Consider the following 24,882-nt stretch of genomic DNA (forward strand, 5'->3'; position numbering starts at 1 on the left):
CCTTCAGGCGGCCCCCCAGACGGCGTGCCGCACCTTCGCCGCGTCCGCCCGCGCGGCGAGCGCCTGCTCCATCGTCACGGGCTCGAAATGCGTCAGGGTGCCGGGTGCACTCCGGGCGACGACGTCCATGTCGGCGCTGATGACCGTCGCCACCATCGCGTAGCCGCCGCCGGAGACGGCGTCGCGGTGCAGCACGATCGGCTCCTTGCCGCCGGGCACCTGGATCGATCCGATGGCATAGCCGGCGTCCACGATGTTCGAGGGGTCCGACCCTGCGCCGAACGGCTGCGTGCGCGGCCTCCACTCGAGGTCCGGGCCGGAGTAGCGCAGGCCCGTGCGGTCCGCCACGGGCGTCAGCTTCCACGCCGTGCTCACGAGGGTCTCCATGCCCTCGGCGGTGAGGCGGTGGTCGTAGAGGCCCGGCAGAATGCGCACGGTGACCTCCTTCGCGTAGACGGGCCGCAGTTCCTCGGGGATGGTGTCCAGCGACGAGGAGCCGGAGGAGGCACCCACCGGGAGCGTGTCGCCGGCCTTGAGGGTGCGGCCCTGGAAACCGCCGAGGGCGCCGAGCGTGTAGGTGCTGCGGCTGCCCAGGACCTCGGGCACGTCGATGCCGCCCTGGACCGCGAGGTAGTAGCGCGTGCCCGCCGAGAGCATCCCGAAGGACACCTCGTCCCCGGCGGCCAGCGACAGCCGGGTCCACTGGTCCACGGTCGTCCCGTTCACCTTCACCTGCACGGGCGCGCCCGCCACGGCGATGACGGCGTCGGTGTCGGTGGTGAATGTCGGGCCGAGATAGGCGCACTCGAGGACGGCGTCGCCCGGGCCGTTGCCCACCAGGGCGTTCGCCATCGAGGCGGACAGCTGGTCCATCGCCCCGCCCTGCGGGATGCCGACGTTGTAGTGGCCGAACCGGCCCCGGTCCTGGACCGAGGTGGCGAGGCCGGGTTCGAGGATGTCAAAGGCCATTGAGCTTCTCCAGAATGTCCCGGTTGTGCGCGGTGGGGTCGGTCAGTGCCTTCTGCAGGTCGAAGGTCACGGGTACCTGGCGGTAGGTGAACGTCCCGGCGTCGACCTCCGCCTGGATCGCCCTGTACTCGTCCTCGCCGACGGGCTTGAACTTCACGATGTCACCGGGCCGGAAGAAGATCATGAAGTCCGAGAAGTCCTCGAGCTTCTGCGCCGGGTCGAAGATCGGAGCGGCGGCGATACCGAACATCTGGTAGCCGCCGGCGCCCCGCACCGAATAGATGCAGGCGAAGCAGCCTCCATGGCCGACGGTCAGTGGGGGAGTGTCGGTGCGCGGGCTGAGGTACTTCGGGACCTCGAGCTGCTCCTCCTGCGGGACGATCTGGAACATGAAGGGCAACCCTGCCACGAAGCCCACCATGGACACGAGCCACGGCGATTCGTGGTGCTTCCGGATGAACTCCTGCGGGGATGACAGGCCGTTCTCCTCGGCCGCGAAGTCCAGGTCCGTGCCGTCGGGCCGCTGGTGGCCCTTGCGGAAACGGGCTCCGGTCTCGCGGGTGTAGGGGTCGTCGTACCAGACGGGGATCTCGATGATCCGGGTCTCGAGGGTCTGCTCGCTCAGCCGGGCGACCTCCTCCTCGACCTGCCGCACGAGCGCCTCCAGCTCGTCCGGCGGCACCGTGTCGGGATCGAAGCGCAGCAGCAGGGAGGCATTGGCAGGACAGATGTCCACGACGCCGTCGATCGCGCGCGCCGCGAGCCGCGCCGCCATGGCGTTCGCCTTAAAGTTGGCGGCGAGGCTCATGCTCTCGGAGATCTCGACGAAGAGGAACTCGTCGCCGCCCCACGTGTAGCGGGCGGCGTCGAGGTGCTGGGGTGCGTGGCTCATGCGTCAGCTCCGAGGAGGTCGGGGGTCGATTCGATGAACTTCGAGTGGTGGGTCACGTCGCGTACCTCGGGCCGGTGGAGGACCGTCGACAGGAGCGGCAGGGTGGTCCTGACGCCCTCGATCCGCACCTCCCCGAGTGAACGCGCGGACCGCCGGATGGCGTCGGTGCGGGTCTCGTCCCACACCACGAGCTTGGCGAGCAGCGAGTCGTAGAACGGTGCGACGGCGGATCCCGCGACCACGCCGGAATCGATCCGTACCCCCGGCCCGCCGGGCCAGTCGAGGCGCGCCAGGGTGCCGGGGCTCGGCAGGAAGCCCTGCGACGGGTCCTCGGCGTTGATCCGGAACTCGAAGGCGTGGCCCCGGAAGGTGACGTCCTCCTGGCTGAGCCGCAGCCTGCCGGTGGACGCGACGAGCAGTTGCTCCCGGACGAGGTCGAGGCCGGTGACCATCTCCGTGACCGGGTGCTCCACCTGCAGCCGGGTGTTCATCTCGATGAAGGCCGCCTGCTCCCGGTCCGGGTCGTAGAGGAATTCGACGGTGCCGAGGCCGGAGTAGTCGCACTGGCGGCCGAGTTCGATGGACGAGGCGCGGATGGTGTCGCGGACGGCGTCGGGCAGCAGGGGGGCGGGGGCCTCCTCGATGATCTTCTGCTGGCGGCGCTGCAGTGAGCAGTCCCGGTCGCCGAGGTGGATGACGCGCTCGCCGTCGCCGAGGATCTGCACCTCGACGTGGCGAGCGCGGGAGACGAACTGCTCGAGGTACACGGCGGGGTCGCCGAACGCCGCCTGGGCCTCGGCGCGGGCGACGTCGACCGTCCTGACCAGGTCCTCCTCCTGCGTCACGAGCCGGATCCCGCGGCCTCCACCACCGGCGGACGCCTTGACCACCAGCGGGTAGCCGATCTCCCGCGCGATGGGGAGGGGGTCGACGTCGGGCTCCAGCGCGCCGTCGCTCCCGGGCAGGGTCGGCACGCCGGCCTCCCGGGCGGCCTGCCGTGCGCGGGACTTGTTGCCCATCAGGTCGATGGCGTCGGGTGAGGGGCCCACCCAGGTGAGGCCGGCATCGAGGACGGAGCGGGCGAAGCGCGGGTTCTCGGACAGGAAGCCGTAACCGGGGTGGACCGCGTCGCACCCGGCGGCCTCCGCGGCCTTGAGCACCGCGGCGCCGTCGAGGTAGCTCTTCGCGGCCGGCGCGGGTCCGACCACCCGGACGTCGTCGGCGAGCGACGCCGCGTAGGAGTCGGCGTCGGGTTCACTGGCGGCGAGGACGGTCTCGAGGCCCAGTTCCCGTGCCGCCCGGATGACGCGGACAGCGATCTCGCCGCGGTTCGCGATCAGGAGGCGTTCCATCCGCTAGCCCTCGGACACCGTGGCGATGACGTCGCCGGGGTTGACGGTCCCGGAGTCCTCGACGGCGAAGCTTTCGAGGGTGCCGGCCACGTCGCTGCGGATCTCCGAGAACTGCTTCATGATCTCCACCACCCCGATGGTCTGGCCCGCCTCGATGGCGTCACCCTCGTTCGCGTAGGGGTCCTTGTCGGGCCCGGGCTTGCGGTAGAAGATGCCGGGCAGTGGGGAGACGATGTCGGCCACGGGGGTCCTTTCGGGTTGAGGGTCGGGTTGAGGGTCGGGTCGTCAGGGAGCATCGAGGGCGGAGCGGACAGCCGCCGCCACCTCGGGGGAGTTGGGGGCGTCCGAGTGGACGCAGATGCTGTCGAACGGGATGGTGAGGAGCGAGCCGTCGGAGGCCTCCACGACGCCGTCCGTGAGGGCACGCGTCACGCGGCGCGCGGCCGCGGCGGGGTCCGTCGGCTCCGGCCGGCGCTGGATGAGGAGTTCGCCGGCAGGCCCGTAGTTGAGGTCCACGTACAGTTCGGCGACGAAGGGCACACCGAGTTCCTCGCACACGCTCTGGTGCGCGGTGCCGGCGATGCCGTAGACGGCGACGTCGAAGAGCCGGGCCACCCGGGCGGCGCCCCTCATCAGGTCCGGGTCGCGGGCCAGCATCCCGTAGAGGGACCCGTGGGGCTTGATGTGGTTGAGGCGTGCGCCCTCGCGCCGCAGGAAGGCGCTGAGCGCACCCACCTGGTAGAGCACGAGGTGCTCCACCTCCTGGGGGGTCAGCTTCATCTCGCGCCGCCCGAAGCCCACGAGGTCCGGGAGCCCGGGGTGGGCGCCGATCAGCACGTCCTGCGCGTGGGCCGCCGCGACGGTCTCCGCCATGGTGTCCGGGTCCCCCGAGTGGAAACCGCAGGCCACGTTGATGGCGTCCACGGTCCCGAGGAGCGCGGGGTCGTTGCCGAAGGAGTGCAGGCCGAGCGATTCGCCCATGTCCGAATTGATCATCGGCGTCGTGCGCCGGGGAGCGTCCGTCATGCGACAACCCTAGAGAGCGTCGGCGGACCGATATAGTGGGCGCGCGCCCTCGCTTCTCTCCCTTCGGAGGGCACATGCACACAGGAGGACCCCATGATCGTTGCCGATCTGCTGGCTGCCGATGCCCTGCAGCTGCGCCTCCACACGCCGTCATCGGTGGAGCGGCTGGCCTGGGACATCAGCTGGTGCGCTCCCGCCGAGACCATCGATCCCACGCCGTTCCTCAGCAGCGCCGTGGTCCTGCTGACCAACGGGATCGGGCTGAACATCGAGGACCAGCGGACCTGGACCGCCTACGTGGAGCGCCTCGTCCGCGTCCGGGTGGCGGCCATCGCCTTCGGGACGGGGACGGCGCACCGGCTCATCCCACCCGGTCTCGTCCGGGCGGCGACGGAGCTCGACGTGCCGCTGCTGGAGATCCCGCAGTCGGTGCCGTTCCTGCAGGTCCATCGCCATGTGACGAACGTGCTGGAGGTGGAGCGCTTCACGGCCGTGAACAGGTCGTGGGAGCTGGCACAGGAGTGTGCGCAGCTCGCCGCCTCCGGGTCGCACCTGCAGGTGGTGCTCGACGCCGCGGCGCAGGCCGCCGAGGGGCATCTCGCCATCGTGGACGCCGCCGGCGTGGTCATCGCGCGCTCGCCGTCGGCCTCGGTCTGGACCGCCGCGGACCTCACGGAGGTGCCGGGGGCGGGTCGCGGCAGCATCCCCCTGCCCATGGGCAGCGGCGATTCGTTCCAGCTGATCGTGCGGGACGCGACGTCGGACCACCCGGTGGACACCCTGCTCGCACCGGCCGCGTCGATCATCGCCGTGCAGCTGCAGACGGCGCTGCACACCACCACCCACAAGGAGCGGGAGCTCGAGACCCTCCTCGACCAGGTGCCCGACTGGGCCGGCGTCGCCCTCGAGGAGTTCACCGCGACGTTCCGGTCCACCGGCCTCGACGTGCGCGAGCCCACCCTCGTGCTGGCCGCGACCGCCGGGCGCCGAAACCTCTCCAACGCGTGGCGGATCCGGCTCCTGCTGCAGTCGCGGTTCCTCGACGTGCGCGTGCAGGTCCGTGCGGGCGTCCTCTACGCTTTCGCCCAGGGACCGCTCGGCAGCGCGGGTGCTGAGGACGCCGCGGCGGGTCTGCTCGAGGCCTGCGTCCGGGAGCTCCCCGGCCAGCCCCTCGTGCTCAAGGGGCCCTGCCACACCATCGACGAACTCCGCCTGGGGATCCATCAGGCGGGGACGACGGTCGGGGAGGTCCGGGCGCCGGTGCGCGCACCGGACCTCGGGATCCGCGCGCTGATCGCGTCGACCGCATCCTCGGGTGCCCGGGCCGGTGCCCACAAGCTCCTGGCACCCGTCCTCGCATACGACGCCGCGCACGCGGTGGACCTGCTCGGCACGCTGGAGGCGTTCCTCGAGCACGATGCGCAGCCCGGCCGCACGGCGGCGAAGCTGTTCATCCACCGCAACACCCTCGCCCAGCGGCTGGGGAAACTCGAGGGCCTACTGCGGGTGTCACTGACATCGCTCGAGGGTCAGGCCACGTGCCTGCTGGCGCTGCAGATCCTGCGGTCCGAGGCCCTGCCGCCCGGGCGTCCCGCGGTGTCGCTGGCCGATCACCGTTAGCCCCCGGAACGACGACGGCCCCGCCTGCAGGCCCGAGGGCAAGCAGGCGGGGCCGGGGGACCCGGACCTAGGAGGTCTCGATGTCCTTCGTGGCGTAGTCGAACAGGAAGGTCACCGACGTGTCGGAGAGCAGGTGCAGTTCGTGGTTCGCGCCGTCACGCACGCCGAACCGGCCGTAGTTCTCCGCCCAGGACCCGTTGACGAGGATCTTGAACTGGTAGGTGCCGGCGGGCAGCTGGAGGGTCTGCTGCCAGACGTTCCCTGCGGCGTCGTAGTCGAGCTGCAGTTCGCGGAGGTCCGAACTCCAGTGCCCGGCCTCGCCGAACAGCGGGTCGAAGTCGCCGGAGAGAGCGACGGACTGGGGCTGGTCGTGCCAGGCGTCGTCGGCCGTCCCCTCCGCGGGCGAGATGACGCCGTCGGGCGTCACCTCGAGGGTCGGGGTGACGTCCGGGGGCGTGGGGTCCTCGACGAGAGCTGCCTTGGCCTGAGCGACCTCCGTCGGATCCACATCGACATCCGCCTGCGCGGCCTGCGCCTCCTCGCCCAGCTGCTCGGGGGCCACCGGCGCGTGCACCGGAGCCTCGGCAGCGGTCTCCGGCACGGGAGCGCCACTGATCATGGCGTTGATGAACTGCTCGGGGTCGGTGAAGGCGTGGACCGCGCGGACGCCCTCGTCGGTGGCGGTCCAGCCGCTGCGGCCCTTGACGAGCCAGCCGGCCTTGACGAGCTTCGACGTCGCCGTCGTCAGGGCCTTGAAACCGCGGGGGACGCCGCCGGAGAGGAGCTCGGCTTCCTTGGCGTCGAACGGGACCTGGGCGACAGCCTGCGCCATCAGTTCGCTGGGGGCGACGGCGGTGCCCGCGGCCTGGTGGGCGGCGAGCAGGGCGAGGGTCATGCGGAGTCGGTCGTTGGTACGGTTCCGGGCGGCCATGGCGGTCTCCTTCGTGGGGCGGGCGGCAACCTGCCGTCATGTCCCTGCAGTTCCCCGCCCTGGCGGAGTACATCTCACGGGATGCACTCCTACCCTGGCGGGCTCGACGATGCTTGGGACTGCGGACGGCAGCACCCTGACTTTATCCGAGTCCTGCACATCGCGGCTATTGTGCGCTGCATGACGTCCCCTTCCCACACGTCCCCTTCCTACACGTCCCCTTCCCGCGCCTCGCCGGTGCGGACCGTCGCCCGCGTGGTACTCGGTGCGTTCCTGCTGTTCGCGGGCTCGGCCCACCTGACCTTCGCGAGGTCGGCGTTCGCAGCGCAGGTCCCCGCCTGGCTTCCGCTCGGAACGGATCCCGTCGTGGTGGTGTCCGGCGTCGTCGAGCTGGTGCTCGGCGCCGCACTGGTCCTCGCCGGCAGGCGCCGCGTACCGGTCGGCTGGGTGGTCGCGGCGTTCTTCGTGGCGGTCTTCCCGGGCAATATCGCCCAGTACGTCGACGGCGTCAGCGCCTTCGGGCTCGACACCGACCGTGCCAGGCTCGCCCGCCTGTTCTTCCAGCCCGTGCTGGTGGTGTGGGCGCTGTGGTCGACGGCGGCCTGGCGGGACCGGCGGATGCTGCTGAGGCGCTGACGAACGCTGCGTGCGCCTCAGTCCGGCGCCTTGCGGGAGTCCATGCCGACCGTGATCCAGAACGCGAGGTCCGCGTCGTCGTCGATCCTCCCGCTCGGCACGGTGAGCCAGCCCTGACCCATCGGCCGGTCGCCGCCCATGCGCGCAGCTGTCCCGCCTCGTCGCAGCAGCTCCTCGTGGTCGGCCGGGTCGGTGCGGACGAGCAGGTCCCCGTTCCGGCCGGAACCGACCGCCAGGCGGTCGTCGACCATGAACGACTGGAGGCCGAACATGCGGACCTCACGCACGTTCGCGCGTGACGCGAAGAAATCCCGGAGCCGTTGCGCCAGGGTCTCGCGAGGATCAGGGGTGTCCATGGTCGCTCCCTCACTCGATGTACACGCCGAACGTCGTGTGATCGCAGTATCCTGTCACGTCGTGCCGCCGCGCGGGGGTGCCCCGGGTTCAGCCCGCCGTCAGGAGCCGTTGCGCCGCTTCGTCGACGGCGGCCCCCGAACCGGCGAGGTGCCACCGCCTGCCGAGGTGTTCGACGATCCTGGTCCTCCCGCCGACCCCCTCCACGAGCGCGCGGCCCGGCAACCAGTCCCAATCGGCGCAGTCCGGCTGCATCCACAGGCCGATCCGGCCCGCTGCCACGTCGGCGAGGTCGGCGGTTCCCGCGCCGCTGATGCGCAAGGTGGCTGCGCCGTCCATGATCCGCGACAGCACGGCCATCATCGAGGAGTCGGAGACGTCGGACCGGTCCAGGTAGGAGGCAACGCTGCAGTCACGCAGCGGTGTGTCGGTCAGTGGCTCCACGGCGCTGCCGTTCAGCGTCGTGCCCCGGCCCTGGCCCGCCACCTAGGTCTCCCGGGTGGCGGGTACGTACACGGCTCCTGCGAGGAGCACGCCGTCGTCGTCGAGAGCTACGGCAGAGCACCAGGTGGGGAGCCCCCACAGGAAGTTGAACGTCCCGTCCACGGGGTCGAGGACCCAGCGGCGGCCGTTCCGTGATGCCACGGAGGATCCTTCCTCGCCGAGCACGCCGTCCTCGGGGCGCTCGTCCCGGAGCCGGTCCCTGATGAGTGCCTCCGCTGCACGATCGGCGGCCGAGACCAGGTCGGCCCTCGAGGTCTTCTGCTCGATGTCCACCCCGTTCGACCGCATCTCGAGCGCACGTCGAGACGCATCCTGTACCAAACCTGCCGCAAGCTCGACGTCGTCCACCGGACCAACGTACCGCCGGCCGTCGGCGGCCGGAAGCACGCTACCCGGATCGCGGCGCGCGCGCCCGAAGGAAGCGTGGCGACAACGGCGACCGGCGGGCCCTCTCGCCAACTGGTCCCGTCATGGACACTGCGGAACCCCCGCGCGTTCACCGCGCCGCCATGTCTTATTCGTAGACAGGGGAGGTTGGCACCCCACCTCGTCCGTTCGGGAGAACCATGACTCCGTCCAGTCCCGCCCGCCGCTCGCGCGCGCACGCCGCCGTCGCCGCCGCGACCCTCACCGGTACCCTGCTGTTGGCAGTGCCCGCGAGTGCCGCCGTCGTCCCCGCGCCGATCAGCTACTCCGCCGACGGCGCGGCCCTCGGCCTCACGCCGATCGGTTCCTACGAGAGCGGGGTGTTCGACGAGTCCGCCGCGGAGATCGTGGCCTATCACGCCGCAAGCAAGCGGCTCTTCGTGGTGAACGCGCAGTTGGGCGCGGTGGACGTGCTAGACGTCGCCGACCCCACAGCGCCGTCGAGGCTCTTCACCATCACGGGCGCCGGCGTCGCGAACTCCGTGGCCATCCGGCCCGACGGCCTCGGCATCATGGCGCTGGAGAACACGACGAAGACCGCCGACGGATCGCTCGTCTTCTTCGATGCCGCGGGTAGCGGCGAAGCTCTCGGCACGGTGAAGGTCGGCGCGCAGCCGGACATGCTGAGCATCTCGGAGGACGGCGGGCTCGCCGTCGTCGCCAACGAGGGCGAGCCGGACGACGCGTACGAGGTCGACCCCGAGGGGTCGGTCAGCGTCGTGTCCCTGCCGGCCACGGTGGCAGCGCCGGTCCAGGAGGCCGTCCGCACCGCAGGATTCGGGGCGTACGAGTCAGCCGTCAACGGCGGAACCAGGGCACTGCCCGACGGCGTCCGGATCTTTGCGGGGATCGAGGGCTCCGCACGGCCCGTCTCCGAGGGTCTCGAGCCGGAATACATCGCGATCGATGGCGGTACCGCCTACGCCGCGCTGCAGGAGGCGAATGCCGTCGCCGTCGTCGACCTCGCGTCCGCCACCGTCACGGACATCTGGTCGCTCGGCGCTAAGGACCACGGCCTGCCCGGCAACGGCCTCGACGCGTCGGACCGGGACCCGCGGGACGCGCCGACCGTGAACATCCGCACGTTCGAGGGTCTCAAGGGCCTGTACATGCCGGACGGCATCAACGCCTACACTACCGGCGGCCGGACCTACCTCGTCACCGCGAACGAGGGCGATGCCCGCGAGTGGGGCAGCTACGTGGAGCCCGCCCGGGTGAAGGACCTCGGCACGGACGGCCTCGCACCGCTCTGTGCGACGAGCCCTCTCCTGGGCCTGACCGGTGACGCGGACCTCGGCCGCCTCAACATCAGCACGGCCAGCGGACTGACCGATGCGGGCTGCTACGACGAGCTCTACGCATTCGGCAGCCGCAGCTTTTCCATCTGGACCACCGACGGCGAGCAGGTGTTCGACTCGGGGGAGGACTTCGAGCAGATCACCGCCGCCGCGAATCCCGGCTTCTTCAACTCCAACCACTCCGAGACCAACGTCGAGGGCCGCAGCGACGACAAGGGCCCGGAGCCCGAGAACCTCACCATCGGCGAGGTGGACGGCCGCACCTACGCGTTCATCGGCTTCGAGCGCGTCGGCGGCATCGCGGTGTACGACATCACCGACCCGGGCACCAGCGCCTTCGTCACCTACGTGAACAACAGGGACTTCGCCTACTCCGTCGAAGAGGACCCGACCACCCTGCCGCTGGCGGGCGACCTCGGCCCCGAGGGCCTCACCTTCATCCCCGCTGCGGGCTCGCCGACCGGGGAGCCCATGATCGCCGTCGGCAACGAGGTGTCAGGGACGACGACCCTGTTCGGGATCGAGCTCGCCATCGAGCCGGCGCCCACCCCGTCGCCGACCCCGACCCCGTCGCCGACCCCGACGCCGACCCCGACGCCGACGCCGACGCCGACGCCGACGCCGACCCCGACGCCGACCCCGACTTCCACCCCCACCGACGAGCCCACGGCCGACCCGACGACGGAACCGGCCGGCGAGCCGACGGACCAACCCGCGAATGAGCCGACCGACGACCCGACTGACGCCCCGATCACCGGTGGTGACAGCGGCATCGGTGGCGGAACGGGTGACGGTACCGGCGGCGGGACGGACGACAGCGGCGTCTTCAGGCCGAGCGGCGACCTGGCGCAGACGGGGGCGAACGTCCTGCTGCCCGCAGCCGCCGGCGTTCTGCTCGCCCTGCTCGGCGGTGCGCTTCTGTTCTCCCGCCGGAAGAACAGCTCGGAGGATGAGACCGCGGGCTGACGCGGCTCAGGCGACGCAGCTCGAACGCGACGATGCCCGGCACGCGTTGTGCCGGGCATGGTCGTGATCAGGGCGAAGGGATCAGTTGGTGGCGGTTGCCCGACGACGCACGGCATAGACGCCACCGACCGCGGCGAGGAGAAGCCCGCCACCAAGCGCCAGGGAGCCTGAGGTGTCGTCCTGAGGCGTCTGAGCCACACCGGTGTCAGCACCACCGACCGGCATCTGCCCTACCTGCGGCGGCACGGGCTGGGGAGCAACCGGCTGCGTGACGGCAGTGTTCTCGGCGACGATGCGGTCGACGATGGCCGGGTTGTATGCCGGTGTCCCTGCCGCGTCGCAGCCGAAGCCGTCGTTATCGGCGTCCAGCCCGGCCTGGTAGCCAGGAGTGCCCGCCGGGATGTTGTAGACACCGACGGCCGCGGCCTCGGAGCAGTTGTTGAACGGCAGGCCGACGGCGAGAGCCGGTGAGGCAGAGAGGATGGACATGCCGGCAACCGCGGCGGTAGCGAGGGCGATCGAGGACTTCTTCATTGAATGCTCCTGAGGCGTTGGTGGTGCTGGTCTGCTGACCCTACGGCCCCAACCGTCTCAGGGGCACCGTACGCCCCACCGAAGAGGTAGTTGCACTACGCAACAAATGCCTGTGGCCATCCAGCTCGGGGAACAGGACCGCCCTGAGCGCACAGGCGATGATGCCCGGCACAACGTGCCGGGCATCATCGTTCCCGCGAGCGCTACGGGCGCTTCCTCAGGTCCGCCTCGCCGTGACCAGCAGGTACTCCCAGTCGACAGTGGTGCTGCCGGTGCCTGCACTGAACCGGGAGACGAGCGCCGCCAGGTCGGCGTCGAGCGCTGCCGCCTTCTCCGCGTCGTCGCCGATGAACTTGTAGACGCTGATCGTGGGCCCGTAATTGGCCTTGAAGTAGTTGATGAACTCCTCCGGTGCGTGGAAGCGGTCCACCCGCACCACGCGCCGCTCGGCCCGCAGATCCGTCACCTGACCGTCGAGGAGCGACCGGACATGGTCCTCGTTGCCCCACAGCGGTGGAGGCTGCGCCCCGGGAGGCGGCGGCGGTGCGTAGGGCTTCATCGTTGCGAACATCTGGCCGACGAATCCTTCCGGCGTCCAACTGACCAGCCCGATGCTGCCGCCCGACCGGCAGGCCCGCACCAGCTCGTTGGCCGCTAGCTGGTGATGCGGCGCGAACATGACGCCCAGGCACGACATCACGGTGTCGAAGGACCCCGAGTCGAACGGGAGGGCCTCGGCGTCGGCGACGCGCCAGTCGAGGGTCACGCCACGCTCCTGTGCGAGGTGCTGCCCGATGTCGAGCAGTTCGGGCGTCAGGTCCGACGCCGTCACGGTCGCGCCACGCTCCGCCGCGGGGATCGCAGCGTTGCCGGTCCCGGCCGCGACGTCGAGCACGTGCTGGCCGCGGGTGATGCCGAGGGCCCCGACGAGGTCCAGACCGAGGCTCGGGACGATGTCGGCTGCGATGGCGGCGTAGTTCCCCTGCGCCCACATGGCGCGGTGCTTGGCCTTCAGCGCCCTGTCCGCGTCGGTGGTGGTGGTCGTATCAGTCATGGTGGTTCCTGTTCCTGTGCTGGATCCGGGCTGCGTCCCCCGGTGTCTCTCTGACGGCTCCAGTGTTGCCACCGGCCGTGTGCACGAGCGTGTGACGACATCCCCTCCCAGGTCCGGTGAACTCCTACAGGTGGTGCCGGGCCGCGAGGTCCTGGGTCAGCAGGGGGTTCTCGATGCCCCTCGCCAGCAACGCCATCGCCGGCAGGACGGCTTCGTCCCCCAGTGCCGCACGCGCCGAGTAGGCGCGGACCACGAGTTCGCGGTGCCCGTACCGGCTGGATCGCTCCCCGAGCTCCCGGGCGAACTCCAGTGCCTGGTGCGGGTCGGTGGCCAGCGCGGCCGTGCTGGCGAGGTCGAGGTTCCGGCCCCGGAACCAGCGGTACCAGGGGTTGGGCTGCACGCCGCGGCGGATCCAGGTGCTTGCCGCACCGGCGTCTCCACGGGCGAGCAGCACCTGCGCCTTCGCGTGGGCTGCGGCGTCGAGGAAGCAGCGGTCTCCGAGCGACGTCGCCAGGGCCATCGCATGGTCCGCCATGTCCTCGGCCGCCGAATCGTCCCCGGTGCCGAGGTGCACCTCGCTGCGGAGGGCTTCGACGAACGGCGTGAACGCGGTCCAGTGCTCGCCGGCGACGAGCGCCAGGACGGTGTCGAGCTCGACGGCGGCGCGATCGCGGTGCCCGGTCAGGAGGTGGACCCGGCCGAGCATGGCCCGTGAGAATGCCTCCTGCCGTGTCCGCCCGAGACCGGCGCTGAGGCGCAGCGACTCCTCGAGGGCGACGACGGCACCTGGATAGTCGGCGGTGTCTGTCGCGAGCATCCCTGCGATGCCGAGCGCCCGCGCCCTTTCATCGGGCAGGCCGTCCGCAGCCTCCGTCGCGCGGGCCAGCCACTTGGCGCCGCTGTCGGGGAAGCCGCGCTGCACGGCGAGGAAGCCGAGCTCACGGTACGCCGCTGACCGGATGGCGGGAGGGCCGTCGCCCGCCAGGGACAGGACGCGGTGCAGCAGGTCGGCGACCTCCGCGCCCCGACCTCCGGCTCCGTGGATGAGCGCTCCGGCCAGGCCCAGCAGGGCTTCCGCCTGCAGGGTCCGGTCGCCGAGGCGCTCCGCGAGGTTGCCGGCGACGCGGAGGTGGGTCAGGGCGGTGGCGGTCGCGCCGGCGGAGAGGCAGGCCTCGGCCGCTTCGAGATAGGACGCGACGGCGGTGGGCGTGGCGGGGAGGCCGGCGGTGCTGGTGTCCGGGGCGGCCAGGGCGTGCTGCACCTCGGCGGGCAGGCCCGACCCCAGCTGCTCACCGAAGACGTCCCCGCAGTGGGCGGCAGCCGTCCGCGCGGCGGTGCGGTCGCCCGCCGCCACGAGCGAGCGGACCAGCAGGGTGTGGAAGTCGGCATTCAGGGGATCGAGTTCCACCGCCCGGGCACCGAGCCGGATCGCCGTCGCGGTGTCGCCGTCGGCGAGCGCCGCCAGACCGCCCTCGTACACGAGCGTCTCCACCGCGTGCCGCAGCCGGTGCCGCTCCATGGTCAGCCACGCGTCGAAAGGCGGGTGGTCTGTGAAGTCGAGTCCGTCGAGCAGTTCCGCGGGAATCTCGGCGAGCGGCCCCGCGCCGAGGTCCGTGTCGAGCCGGAACCCGGGCGGCAGCCTCAGGGTGACGGGGTTCCCGCCGAGAACAGCGTCCGGGCCGAGCACGCGCCGCAGGTCGGCGAGGTGCCAGCGGAGGGTGCCGAGGGGATCATCGGCACCGGTGAACAGCAGCGATGCCAGATGGCTGCGGGCGGTCGGGGTCGCGTGGAGGAGCAGGTGGGTGAGCAGGCCCCAGGACTTCCGGCCGCGCGGCTGACGGCCCTCTCCATCGGGGTGCGTGATGGAGGGCGGCCCGAGAAGCTGGATGACGATCCCGGCCATGCCCCACTGTAGATCCGCGGGCGCCCGGACGGAACGGTCGGCGGCATGCGTGACGCGGACGTGGCACCGGTGTTGCGCGTGACGCCGCCCTCAACCGGTTGACGCTCAGCGCGCGGCGGCGATCGGATGGAGGTCGGTCGCCTCCAGCATCACGGACTCGATGGTCGCGGCCAGCGGCCCGTCCGTCTCCGATGCGGCCTTCGCGTCGATCCAGCGCTGGTCCGTGCCGAACGCCTTCCAGTTCGCCGTCGGGTCGCCGTCGTGCTCGAGGAGGTAGACGAGGACGTCGGGGGAGCCGACGGGCGTCCAGTAGCCCAGGCTCTTCATGTTGTGCTCGATGAACAGATCGATGGTGGAGTCGCGGAACCGGCGCATCAGGGCGTCCATCTTGCCCGGCGATGCGGTGTAGGTGCGGAGTTCGTAGGTCATGGCTCTCCTTGCTGGCGGGGCAGTGGTGAGGCCCAGCCTAGGCGTGTCGGGCCCGTCAGCGGACTTCGGCGGCCGTCGCGGTCCCGTCCCCGAGCCCGATGAACGCGCCCAGTTCCTCGAGGCCGGAGGGGCGTGTGGGCATGAAGTTGGTCAGTTCGCGGGAGCGGATGACGACGGCCCGCCACTGCCCCCGCGAGATGGCCACGTTGATGCGGTTGCGGTTCAGCAGGAACTCCACGCCGCGGGGCGCCTCGGACACCGACGAACAGGCCATGCTCACGAGCACCACCGCGGCCTCCTGCCCCTGGAACTTGTCGACCGTCCCCACCCGGATGTCCCGCAGGTCTGCGGCGTCGAGGGCGGCGCGGATCCGCTGCACCTGCGCGTTGTACGCGGCGACCACCAGCACGTCGGTCGGGGCCAGCGGCCGGGGCGGCTCGGTCCCGCCGGGATGCCAGGTCAGGCCCAGATGCCGGCGCGCCTGGACGACGACCTCCGCGGCCTCCTCGTCCGAGGCCACGACATTGCCGGCATGGTCGACCAGGACGACGTCGACCCCGGCCGGCAGCCCCTCCAGCCGGCGGGCCGCGGCAGCCGGAGCGGCGTCGAGCTTGCCGTCGTAACTCAGCCGGGACACGGCGTCGCACAGGTGCGGATGCATGCGCCAGGAGTCGGCGAGGAAGTACCCGAGGCTCGCGGGGAGCGTCGCATGACCGGCGGACAGCCAGCCCAGGGCCGACTCGTCGACCGGTTCCGGGTGCGAGCCCTGCGTGACCTGCGGCAACTGCTGCGGATCGCCCAGCAGCATCAGGCGCGACGACGCCCGCGAGACGGCCAGCGTGTTGGCGAGCGAGAACTGTCCGGCCTCGTCGATCACGAGCAGGTCCAGCGACCCGGGCGGTACGAGCTTGCCGGTCATGAACCACGACGTCCCGCCGATGAGGCACCCGGCGTCCCCAGCCAGGAGGGCGCCGATGGCGTCGTCGGACGTGTGCGGCCAGGGGACTGGATGGTCCTGCTGCAGCTTCTTGCCGATCCGCTCCGGGTCCACGCCCGCGGCGACGGCCGTGGTGAGGAAGTGTTCGACGACGGCGTGGGACTGCGCCACGACGCCGACCTTCCAGCCCTTCTCGACCAGGCGCGCGATGACGCGCGAGCCCACATACGTCTTGCCGGTGCCGGGAGGGCCCTGCACGGCGAGGTAGGAGGAGTCGAGATCGAGCACGGCGTCCGTGACGGCAGTGACGTAGTCGGCCTGCCCGACGTCGTCGTGCGCGACGAGCGGCAGGGCGTTCCCCGTCGTCAGGCGCGGCGCGGAGCGCTGCAGGACGTCGAGGCCGGGGTGCCGCGGGAGATCCGGCAGTGCTGCGCCGACCGTGTTCGCCAGCTCGGCGAGGGACGCCTCCAGGCTGACCGTGGCGATTGGCTGGTCGGGTGTCAGGGCAGCGGGCAGGTGCCGGTAGGGCGGAACGGTGGCCGACGACTTCTCGGTGACCGTGATCAGCGTCCTGCCGGGAACGTCGGGATCCGCCTCGACACGTTCGACCACCGTTCCGAAACACCCACCCCGGCCGAGCCGGCTGTCCGCCGGGACCTGCACGCCATCCGGTAGCGGGGCGTCGTACATGCGGAACCACGTCGATCCCGGACGCACGTCGGAGCCATCGGGCAGGACGCCGCGCAGCCGGATCGTCCGGGACTCCGTCCGGGCCCTGGGCGTCGGCTTCGCCCAGTCCTCCAGTACCGTCCCGGACTCCACGACGAAGACGTCCCGCTGGTCGGACCAGCTGTCCCGGTCGTTCTCGAGCCGGTCGAAGTGCTCCCACCAGAACTGCTTGCGCTCGCGGCGGTGGTAGCCGGTGGCGGCGGCTACCATCGCGATGGCCTGGTCCTCCGCCGTCGGCCGGTCACCTGCGCGCTGCGCGAGGTGGTCGCGCAGCCGGATCTCGTCCGGGGTGGGTTCGTCCGCAGGCTTCGGTTCGGGTCTCGTCGGCGCGTCCTGCGAGCTGTCGGACGGGGTGGTCCCTTCCGGTGCGTCGGGCCGGGGCAGCTGCAGCAGCCAGTCGCGCAGGCGCAGCGTGGAGAGGCAGTCGTACTCGTTGTAGTCGGTGATGGAGGCGAGGATCGTCGCGGCGGCCGCTTCGTCGCCGTCGTCCCGCGCCGCGCAGTACTGCGCGTAGGCGACGACGGAGGCGCCGGCGTCGGCCAGGTCTCCGGTGCGGAGGTGATCGCCCATGTAGAGGGGCTCGAGTTCCTTGATGGAGTAGGAGGACGCGGAGACCCGCAGCGAGTGCCGGACCGTCGCGTACAGGTCCACGAGCAGGCCGCTGCGGAGCCAGTCGTCGACGATGTCCTCGCCGGCACCGTGCCGGAGCGAGAGGGTCCGCAGGGCCGCCTTCTCGTAGGGCGCGTAGTGATAGATGTGCAGGTCCGGGTGGGCGCTGCGTCGCTTCTCGACGTAGTCGAGGAAGTCGAGGAACGCCTGCCGTTCGTCCCAGCAGGAGTGCGCCCAGAAGGGTCGGAACACCGGGGCGTCGTCCGCGTCGGCCGGCTCTATGACACCGAAGAGATACTCCAGGCCCCAGCTGCCGGTGGCCTGGTCCTGCCAGAGCGGGTCGCCCTCGAAGTCGAAGAAGATGTCGCCGCCGCTCGGCGCGGGCAGCGTCGCGAGTGTGTGCTCGGCGAGCACCCGGTAGCCGATCGTGCGCTCGAGGCCGTCCTTGACGAACGTGCGCGAGCCGTCGACGACGGCGGTGCCCGTCTGCATGCGCGCCTGGTCCCGCAGCCGCAGCAGGGGGCCGCGGGTGTCGGCGTCCGGGAGTTCGGCGAGCGCGTCGATCGTGGTGATGCCCCTGCTGATCAGGTCCTTGCGCCGTGACGACGTCATGCCGGCGACCATCAGCAGGTCCCGGTGCAGGGTGACCTGCTCGGCGCAGTAGTCGCAGCGCCCGCAGTGGACGACGCCGCCCTGGCCCCATTCGACGACTTTGTCGGCGGCGCGGTGTGCTCCGGAGAGGGCGCGGAACCGGTCCCGGCGTTCGCGGTAGACGGGCAGCAGATCGGTGAGCGAGTGGACGCTGTGCTCGAGGTCGCCGAGCACGAGGGTGACCTGCGGGGCGGGTTCGAGGCCGAGGCGGATCAGCTGGTCGCCGTAGGCCGCCAGCTGCAGCAGCGCACCGACCTTGGCGTGCCGCGCGAGCTTGGTGTCCCACACCGCGTAGCGCCCGGCATGCGCACCATCAAGAGGCTGCCGGACGAGGAAGTCCGCGTAGCCGAGGAACTCGCCGTCGAAGAAGGTGGCCTGGAAGACGACGTCGGCACCGCCGGTGAGGACGGCGGCGGTCTCCTCGTGCTTGGCGAGCAGTGCGGCGCGGTCGATCGTGTCACCCCGCTCCACCCGGTACACCCCGGTGTTCCGCTTCGGGTTCCACGGTCCGTACCGGGCGGTCAGGTCCTCCAGCACCCTGAGTTCGTGGACGTCGCCGAGAGCCCCGGCGAGCCGCTGCAGCTCGTCGACCGCGAACTCCGCCTTCGATGTGCGGCCGAGCTTCTCGTCGAGGATGCGCAGGGTCCGGTATTCGCACTCGCTCGCCGCGACGAGGTCGGTCGCGGAGAAGACCAGGTCCGGCGTGAGGGCCGGTGCGGTCGGGTCGAGCAAGAACATGGGGCCCCCGGCATCGGTGGTGCGCGGGGATGGATCCCGTGCTGGTCAGAATGTAGCAAGACCCTCGGACAACCAGCATTCCCGGGGGCGTCACCGGGCGGCCTACGCCGGGCGGTGATCCTGCCGGTACCGCTCTGCGCAGGCCCGCCGCGTACCGATGAACTGCAGCAGGAACACGCGCCGGCTCGTAGAGTTCGGACGGAATGCCGCGCAGCGACGTATAGATGATGATCATGTTGAAGCCGGCCCCTCCTGACCACCGTCCCCTTTCGAAGGATCCGATGATGACGTCCTCCGCTCTCCTCGCCCGCCCTCAGAGACATCAAGAGCACCGCCGGCATGCCCGCCTGCCGGCTGCCCGGCGGTGCGTCCCGCAGGTGGCGACGGCGTCCGTCCACGGGGTGAACGCCGCATGACCGCGCGTTGGGAGTTGAACCACCTCGGATCGACCGGCCTGAAGGTCAGCCCGATCACGCTGGGAGGGGCACCGCTCGGCAGCATGCCTGACACGTTCGGTTACGAGGTCGCAGAGCGTGATGCGATCAACCTCGTCTGCGCGATCCTCGACAGCGATATCCGGACCATCGACACCTCGAACGGGTACTCCGACGGCCGCAGTGAGGCCCGGATCGGCAAAGGCATCGCCGAATACGGAGGACTGCCCGACGACGTCGTCGTCATGACGAAGGTCGACGCGAAGGGCAGCGACTACAGCGGAGACAGAGTCCGACGATCGCTGGGCGAGAGCAGGCAGAGGCTCGGCATCGACCCACTGCCCGTCGTGCACCTGCATGATCCCGAGTTCCATGATTTCGACGAGCTGACGGCCAAGGGTGGGGCCGTAGACGCACTCGTGGCAGCGCGTGAAAGTGGCGAGATCGGCTGCCTGGGACTTGCCGGCGGAAATGTCCACGAACTGGCGCGACACCTCGAGCTCGGTGTCTTCGACGTACTCCTGGTGCACAACCGGTGGACCCTGGTCGACCGCAGTGCCGGGGACATCATCGCGCGCGCAACCGAACTCGGCATGGCGGTCATCAATGCCGCGGTCCTGGGCGGCGGCATCCTGGCCGACTCCACCGGCACCAACACGGTGTACGGATACCGTCCGGCGGCAGCCGCAACGCTTGCCTCGATCACCCGGATGCGCGAGGTCTGCCGCAGCTGGCAGACGGACCTCACGACGGCAGCCATCCAGTTCTCGATCCGCGAGCCGCGCGTCAGCACGACGGTCCTCGGTATCAGCAAGACGGGCCGGATCGGACCGACGATCGAGGCGGCCACCGCGGACCTGCCCGAGGGGTTGTGGGCCGAGCTGGAGTTGCTCGTCCCGTCACCCGAGAACTGGCTGGACGCCGGTCGGCTCTAGGGATGCGACCTCACGACGGGGCAGCTGTCGAGCGAGCCGGCGGACTCCCATGCACCATGCCGGCCGGATGTCGCCATCGCTGGTGGCGGCGACGCCCGGGAGCTTCAGATGAAGAGCTCAGGACGCCGGCAGATCAGGTAGGTGTTGAGCTCCCGGGCGCGCTGGACCTCCGCGTGGTCGAGGTCGGCGAACATCAGTTCCTCGCCGTGTCCCGCCATCCCGAGGAACGTCCCGTACGGGCCGGCGATGCAACTCAACCCCGTGAAGTCCGGAGCCGTGTGGTTGGCGTAGGCGATGTAGACGCCGTTCTCCAGGGCTCGCGCCGGCACCAGCAGGGTCGAGATGCGATCGGCGTTGTAGGTGTGCTCCGGCGCGCGACCGCCGACGTCGCCCGTGGCCGGCACGGCCGTGGGGATGAGGAGCACGTCTGCGCCCCGCTGCGCCGCACTGCGCGCGAACTCCGGGAACTCGATGTCGTAGCAGATGCCGAGCGCCACGGTCAGTCCCAGCAGGGGAACCAGTTCCGGGAGATCGTGTCCGGGCTGGAAGACCGACTGTTCCTCAGCTCCGAACAGATGTGCCTTCCGGTAGCGGGTCAGTTCGGCGCCCTGCCGGTCGAACAGCGAGGCGCTGATATGCCGCGCATCAGCAGTGGCGTCGACCGTCGATCCGACGAGAGCGATGCCGTGCCGGCGGGCGATATCCGCCAACTCGGCCCGGATACCCTGCCCATCGGAGTCGAAGACCACCGCGGGAGCGTAGCCGGTGGCGAAGAGTTCGGGAGTCACGAGGATCCCGGCGCCCTGCTCGGCAGCGCGGGCGGCATACGTGTCGATGCGCCGCAGGTTCTCCTCGACGGCGTCCGTGACCCCCAGGGCCTGAAGCACTGCCAACCCGGGCACAGCCCACCCCTTTTCGAGCAGTCGTCAACATGAAGTTTCAGCACTCAGTTTACGGATACCGACCCGTTGACGCCCCCATGATGGGCGCAACTATTGACCCGAACCGCATGACCGTCGATGAAGGTGGGAACTATGGACTCTGCAGACGCAGCTACGGCAGCCGCACTACGTCGAAGGCTCGAAGAGGTTCAGGCCCACGAGCAGGGCGACCCGTCGCGGGACGCGCTGTCGGGCAAGCACCTCGGCCTGTACACCCTGGTGGTCCTCGGGATCACCCTGTTGGGGTTCCTGGTGTTGGTGCTGTGAGCACGGACCGCGACCAGGGGAAGACCACCGACGCCGCCGGCGGGAACGGCGGCTCGCTCGGATCGCTGCCGCTGCTCCGCGGCGAGCGCATCTGGAACGGCGCCGACTTCACCGGCGTCAACATCAGCCTCGCCATCGCCACCTGGGCGTTCCTCGTCGGCGGGTCGACGGCGCTGCTCGTCGGCTTCCAGCAGGGCATCGCCGCGATGGTCATCGGCAACGCGATCGGCCTCGGCTTCATGATCCTGGCGAGCGTCGTCGCCAGCCAGCGCTACGGCGTGGAGCAGTACACCATCCTCCGGCCGGTCTTCGGGCTGCTCGGCGTGGGCATCCTGGTCTTCACCGTCATCCTCATCACCGAGATGGGCTGGTCCTCGTTGCTGGCGATCATGGTGGGCAGGGCGGTCACGCAGGTGTCCAACTCGACCTTCGGCACCGACTTCGGCCCGGAGAGCCTCATGGTGACCCTCTTCGCGCTCGTGGCGATCGCCGTCTCCTGGTGGATCCTGTCGCGCGGCCCGGTGACCATCGGCCGGTTCAACAAGTTCATCGCCCCGGGCCTGATCGTGGTGACCGTGTTCCTCATGGTCTTCCTCGTCCTCAACACGTCGTGGGACACGCTGGTCAGCGCGGCACCGCTTGCTCCGTTCGAGGACGACCGCGTCAACTTCGCCCTCGCGGTCGAGTTCAACGTGGGCGTGGGCGTGTCCTGGTATCCGGTGATGGGCTCGCTCGCACGCCTGACCAAGACGCCGGGAGCCGCCCTCTGGCCCTCGTACCTCGGGCTGCTCGGAGCCACCCTGATCGCGCAGATCGTCGGGATGGCCGCGGCCCTGACGCTCGGCGACTCCGATCCGACGGTGTGGATGCTGCCGTTCGGAGGGCCGATCCTCGGCGCCTTCATCCTGCTGTTCATCGCGTTCGCCAACATCACCAGCACGGCCTCCATCGTCTACTCGACGGTGCTCGCCATCCGGCAGGCCAGCGGCAACCTGCTCTCCCGGGTCCGGTGGGCATGGCTGTGCGCGGGGTTCTTCGTGCTGCCGGCCATCCTCGCGTTCTTCCCCGGCTTCATGTACCTGCGGTTCATGACCTTCGTGACCCTCAGCGGTGCCTTCCTGGCGCCGATGTGCGGAGCGATCATCGCCGACTACTTCCTGCTCCGCCGCCAGCGCGTGGCACTCGAGGACCTCTACCGGCACCGGGGTGAGAGCGCGTACCACTTCTCCGGCGGCATCAACTGGGCAGGGCTCGCCGCCGTCGCCGTAGGAGCCGTCTTCTACCTGCTGATCTACAACCCGGTGATGCTCACCACCCAGCCCGTCTTCAGCTACATCACGGCGTCCTTCCCCGCCGCGATCGTCGGCGCGATCGTGTACTACGTGCTCGCCCGGGTGCTCTACGTCCGCCGCGGCGTCGGCGGGTACGCCCCTGCGGAGACGATCGAGGGGCGCGCATGAGCCGCGCCTCACGCGCCGCCGTCCACCGCATCGGTTCGCAGAACCTCGACCTGACCACGGTCGAGGTTGCCGATCCCGGTCCTGGCACCGTCCTGGTCCGGATGGGTGCCTCGGGGGTCTGCGGATCGGACCGCCACGTGCTCGACGGCGACTGGACCCTGCCCTCGCCCACGGTGATGGGCCACGAGGGCGCCGGCACGGTCGAGGCGATCGGCGACGGTGTCATCGACGTCGCGGTGGGCGACCACGTGATCCTCTCCTGGTTCTACCCTTGCCGGCGTTGCACCGCCTGCCTGTCGGGGAAGGCCTACGTGTGCACGGGCAGCCGCTCCGAGGAATGCCTCCTGCCCGACGGCAGCAGCCCGCTCACCCTCGACGGTGACCGCGCCTACCCGTACCTGACCGTCGGGTCCATGAGCGAGTACGCCGTCGTGCCCGAATCCGGCGCCATCCGCATCCCACGAGAGGTCCCGTTCGACGTCGCCAGCCTCATCGGCTGCTCCGTCGCCACCGGTTTCGGGGCGGTGGTGAACGACGCCGGAGTGGAGGCCGGGTCGTCCGCCGTCGTCGTAGGCACCGGCGGGGTGGGGCTCTCGATCATCATGGCGCTGCGGCTCGTCGGCGCGAACCCGATCATCGCGGTCGATCTGAGCGAGGACAAGCTCGCGGCCGCTAAGGAGTTCGGAGCCGCCCACACGCTGGTGCCGTCGGACAACCTCGCGGACGAGGTTGCAGCAATCACCGGGGGAGGCGCCGCGTATGCGTTCGAGGCGATCGGGCGTGTCCAGACCATCGAGTCCCTCCCCTCACTCATCGCGGCGGGCGGCAAGGCGATCATCGTGGGCCTGCCGCCAGAGGGCCGCCCGGTGTCCATCGACGCGCTGGCGCTCGCGGAGAGCGGCAAGTCGCTCATCGGCTCGAACTACGGCTCCACTGTGCCGGGGCGGGACTTCCCCCGCCTGGCGGCGCTGTATCTTGCGGGGCGGCTGCCCGTGGACCGGCTCATCTCGCATCGCATCGGCCTGGAGGAGGTCAACGAGGCGTTCGACGCGATGCGCCGGGGTGAGCGGGCGCGGAGCGTGATCGTGTTCTAGCAGGGCTTCGCCGCGAACGACGAGGTCGTCGCGGTGACCGTGCAGGACAGCTTCATGCTGGGTTCCGCCCTCGACCTGGCGTCACAGGAGGCCGCCTGGCCCGCCGATCCCGAGGCCCAGCCGGCACTGCACGGTGCCTTACGGCCGACCTGAGGGAGAAGGCGCGGGGCCCGTCGATTGTCCCTCTTCGAGCCTGCACATCACCAACTCCTGGCGCAAACCTGAATTGCGGCCTTCCAACTGATCGATCAGAGCTTCTACTCCCATGCGCCCCAGCTCCGTACTCGGTGAGGACAGGACGGTGAGCTGCGGATCCGCCATAGCTGCCATCTCGGCGGACGATCCGACGGAGAGCACGGACACATCGCGGGGTACGTCGATGCTGCGGTGTCTCAGACCACTGACAAAACCCGTGGCGGCCAGCTCGTTCTGGACGATCACGGCTGTCGTGCTCGGGAATGAGTGAACCAGTTCACGGGCGGCTTCGACGCCCGCTCTCGGGCTCGCCTCACAGCTGAACGCCGAGGGGGTCAGCCCGAGGCGCAACATCTCGGCTTCGAAGCTCTGACGTGACCGGCTGACGGGGCCGAACGTCTCGAGCTGACGGCTACCCACGGAATCGTCGAGCAGCGTGATCACGGAATGCCCCTGACTCGAGAGGTGTCGAACGGCCATAGCGAGCGTCTGTTCGAAGTCGATGTCGACGTAGGTCAGGTCGCGCGGGTCGCGGGTGCGTCCGATGAGCACGAAGGGCGTCCCCGATTTGGTGAGCTCCCCGACGCGCGGATCGTCGAGCTGGACCTCCATCAGGACGACACCATCGACGAGGCCGCTGGAGGTCAGCTCGGTGGTCTGCCCCGCATCGTTGTTGATCGGCCAGAGGACCAGGGAGTAGTCGAGTTCCTGAGCTGCGGCCGCGGCGCTGGTGAAGAACTGCACGACCGTTCCGCTGAACGAATGCTCCAGCGCCGGAAACAGCAGTGCGATGATCCGCGTCCGCTTGCTCGCAAGGGCGCGCCCCACGATGTTGCGCCGGAAGCCGAGCTCGTGCATGGCCGCTTCGACCTTGGCACGGGTAGCAGGCGCGACGGGCTTCGTGTTGTTGATGGTGAACGAGACGGTAGCGATCGAGACGTTCGCCAGACGCGCGACGTCCTGCATGGTGGCCATCGGTGACCTTCCTCCCTCGGGCA

21 protein-coding genes and 1 pseudogene are annotated in these 24,882 nt (G+C 70.3%); 7 read left to right on the forward strand and 15 right to left on the reverse strand.

The features are described 5' to 3' along the window. Positions 1–3 precede the first annotated feature (3 nt). Genes AC4D2O_RS04210 through pxpA form a run of 5 tightly spaced genes read right to left on the reverse strand, consistent with a single transcriptional unit; the run spans position 4 to position 4,239 of the window. On the reverse strand, positions 4–969 hold the full coding sequence (locus AC4D2O_RS04210; protein WP_490905352.1) for a 5-oxoprolinase subunit C family protein: 966 nt from the start codon (positions 967–969) through the stop codon (positions 4–6). Continuing rightward, on the reverse strand, positions 959–1,861 hold the full coding sequence (locus AC4D2O_RS04215) for a 5-oxoprolinase subunit B family protein (protein WP_490905353.1): 903 nt from the start codon (positions 1,859–1,861) through the stop codon (positions 959–961). The genes AC4D2O_RS04210 and AC4D2O_RS04215 overlap by 11 nt, the downstream gene beginning before the upstream one ends. Then, positions 1,858–3,213 carry an acetyl-CoA carboxylase biotin carboxylase subunit gene (locus AC4D2O_RS04220; protein WP_490905354.1) on the reverse strand — a complete coding sequence of 452 codons (1,356 nt, stop codon included), beginning with the start codon at positions 3,211–3,213 and terminating at the stop codon, positions 1,858–1,860. Before AC4D2O_RS04220 ends, AC4D2O_RS04215 begins: the two co-directional genes overlap by 4 nt. A 3-nt stretch (positions 3,214–3,216) precedes the next feature. After that, positions 3,217–3,456: an acetyl-CoA carboxylase gene (locus AC4D2O_RS04225; RefSeq protein ID WP_104049356.1), complete on the reverse strand. Its 240-nt coding sequence runs from the start codon at positions 3,454–3,456 to the stop codon at positions 3,217–3,219. Between the two features lie 42 nt (positions 3,457–3,498). Continuing rightward, positions 3,499–4,239, reverse strand: a complete 741-nt coding sequence (gene pxpA, locus AC4D2O_RS04230) for a 5-oxoprolinase subunit PxpA (protein ID WP_490905355.1) — start codon at positions 4,237–4,239, stop codon at positions 3,499–3,501. 93 nt (positions 4,240–4,332) lie between these two features. On the opposite strand from pxpA, the gene AC4D2O_RS04235 reads away from it, so the two are divergent. Further along, positions 4,333–5,859: a PucR family transcriptional regulator gene (locus tag AC4D2O_RS04235; RefSeq protein WP_490905356.1), complete on the forward strand. Its 1,527-nt coding sequence runs from the start codon at positions 4,333–4,335 to the stop codon at positions 5,857–5,859. Positions 5,860–5,926: 67 nt separating this feature from the next. Here AC4D2O_RS04235 and AC4D2O_RS04240 read toward each other — a convergent pair whose 3' ends face one another. Then, a complete protein-coding gene (locus tag AC4D2O_RS04240; protein ID WP_490905357.1) occupies positions 5,927–6,790 on the reverse strand; it encodes a pullulanase X25 domain-containing protein in 864 nt (287 codons plus the stop codon). 180 nt (positions 6,791–6,970) lie between these two features. Here AC4D2O_RS04240 and AC4D2O_RS04245 point away from each other — a divergent pair, with 180 nt between their 5' ends. After that, positions 6,971–7,426 carry a DoxX family protein gene (locus AC4D2O_RS04245; RefSeq protein WP_490905358.1) on the forward strand — a complete coding sequence of 152 codons (456 nt, stop codon included), beginning with the start codon at positions 6,971–6,973 and terminating at the stop codon, positions 7,424–7,426. Positions 7,427–7,443: 17 nt separating this feature from the next. On the opposite strand, the gene AC4D2O_RS04250 is transcribed toward AC4D2O_RS04245, so the two are convergent. After that, complete coding sequence (locus AC4D2O_RS04250) at positions 7,444–7,782, reverse strand: TfoX/Sxy family protein (RefSeq protein ID WP_490905359.1); 339 nt, start codon at positions 7,780–7,782, stop codon at positions 7,444–7,446. 88 nt (positions 7,783–7,870) lie between these two features. After that, positions 7,871–8,671, reverse strand: a pseudogene (locus AC4D2O_RS04255) (inositol monophosphatase family protein). A gap of 179 nt (positions 8,672–8,850) precedes the next feature. Here AC4D2O_RS04255 and AC4D2O_RS04260 point away from each other — a divergent pair. After that, positions 8,851–10,974 carry a choice-of-anchor I family protein gene (locus tag AC4D2O_RS04260; protein ID WP_490905360.1) on the forward strand — a complete coding sequence of 708 codons (2,124 nt, stop codon included), beginning with the start codon at positions 8,851–8,853 and terminating at the stop codon, positions 10,972–10,974. Positions 10,975–11,055: 81 nt separating this feature from the next. Here the strand turns inward: AC4D2O_RS04260 and AC4D2O_RS04265 are convergent, their stop codons facing one another. The 5 genes from AC4D2O_RS04265 to AC4D2O_RS04285 all read right to left on the reverse strand — a co-directional run bounded on the left by AC4D2O_RS04265 (position 11,056) and on the right by AC4D2O_RS04285 (position 18,558). Further along, positions 11,056–11,508 (reverse strand): excalibur calcium-binding domain-containing protein, encoded by a 453-nt coding sequence (locus AC4D2O_RS04265; RefSeq protein ID WP_490905361.1) that lies wholly within the window; start codon positions 11,506–11,508, stop codon positions 11,056–11,058. Positions 11,509–11,725: 217 nt separating this feature from the next. Continuing rightward, on the reverse strand, positions 11,726–12,562 hold the full coding sequence (locus AC4D2O_RS04270) for a class I SAM-dependent methyltransferase (protein WP_490905362.1): 837 nt from the start codon (positions 12,560–12,562) through the stop codon (positions 11,726–11,728). A 124-nt stretch (positions 12,563–12,686) separates the two neighbouring features. Next, positions 12,687–14,465 (reverse strand): AfsR/SARP family transcriptional regulator, encoded by a 1,779-nt coding sequence (locus AC4D2O_RS04275; protein WP_490905363.1) that lies wholly within the window; start codon positions 14,463–14,465, stop codon positions 12,687–12,689. Positions 14,466–14,570: 105 nt separating this feature from the next. Then, on the reverse strand, positions 14,571–14,894 hold the full coding sequence (locus AC4D2O_RS04280) for an NIPSNAP family protein (protein ID WP_490905364.1): 324 nt from the start codon (positions 14,892–14,894) through the stop codon (positions 14,571–14,573). 55 nt (positions 14,895–14,949) lie between these two features. Then, a complete protein-coding gene (locus AC4D2O_RS04285; RefSeq protein ID WP_490905365.1) occupies positions 14,950–18,558 on the reverse strand; it encodes a TM0106 family RecB-like putative nuclease in 3,609 nt (1,202 codons plus the stop codon). 412 nt (positions 18,559–18,970) lie between these two features. On the opposite strand from AC4D2O_RS04285, the gene AC4D2O_RS04290 reads away from it, so the two are divergent. Beyond that, complete coding sequence (locus AC4D2O_RS04290; protein ID WP_490905366.1) at positions 18,971–19,927, forward strand: aldo/keto reductase; 957 nt, start codon at positions 18,971–18,973, stop codon at positions 19,925–19,927. 104 nt (positions 19,928–20,031) lie between these two features. On the opposite strand, the gene AC4D2O_RS04295 is transcribed toward AC4D2O_RS04290, so the two are convergent. Then, the gene (locus AC4D2O_RS04295; protein WP_490905367.1) at positions 20,032–20,829 is read right to left on the reverse strand and encodes a nitrilase-related carbon-nitrogen hydrolase; all 798 of its coding nucleotides are present in this window, start codon (positions 20,827–20,829) and stop codon (positions 20,032–20,034) included. Between the two features lie 132 nt (positions 20,830–20,961). On the opposite strand from AC4D2O_RS04295, the gene AC4D2O_RS04300 reads away from it, so the two are divergent. From AC4D2O_RS04300 to AC4D2O_RS04310, 3 genes are read left to right on the forward strand one after another with little or no spacing between them, the layout of a single operon-like run. Beyond that, entirely contained in the window at positions 20,962–21,135 is a 174-nt protein-coding gene (locus AC4D2O_RS04300) for a hypothetical protein (RefSeq protein ID WP_490905368.1), read from the forward strand. Further along, positions 21,132–22,595, forward strand: coding sequence for a purine-cytosine permease family protein (locus AC4D2O_RS04305; RefSeq protein WP_490905369.1), 1,464 nt, complete (start codon positions 21,132–21,134; stop codon positions 22,593–22,595). Before AC4D2O_RS04300 ends, AC4D2O_RS04305 begins: the two co-directional genes overlap by 4 nt. Continuing rightward, on the forward strand, positions 22,592–23,689 hold the full coding sequence (locus tag AC4D2O_RS04310) for an alcohol dehydrogenase catalytic domain-containing protein (RefSeq protein WP_490905370.1): 1,098 nt from the start codon (positions 22,592–22,594) through the stop codon (positions 23,687–23,689). Before AC4D2O_RS04305 ends, AC4D2O_RS04310 begins: the two co-directional genes overlap by 4 nt. Positions 23,690–23,827: 138 nt before the next feature. Here the strand turns inward: AC4D2O_RS04310 and AC4D2O_RS04315 are convergent, their stop codons facing one another. Continuing rightward, entirely contained in the window at positions 23,828–24,859 is a 1,032-nt protein-coding gene (locus AC4D2O_RS04315; protein ID WP_490905371.1) for a LacI family DNA-binding transcriptional regulator, read from the reverse strand. Positions 24,860–24,882: the final 23 nt, after the last annotated feature.

The sequence above is a fragment of the Arthrobacter sp. TJ-238 genome (genome assembly GCF_058269215.1).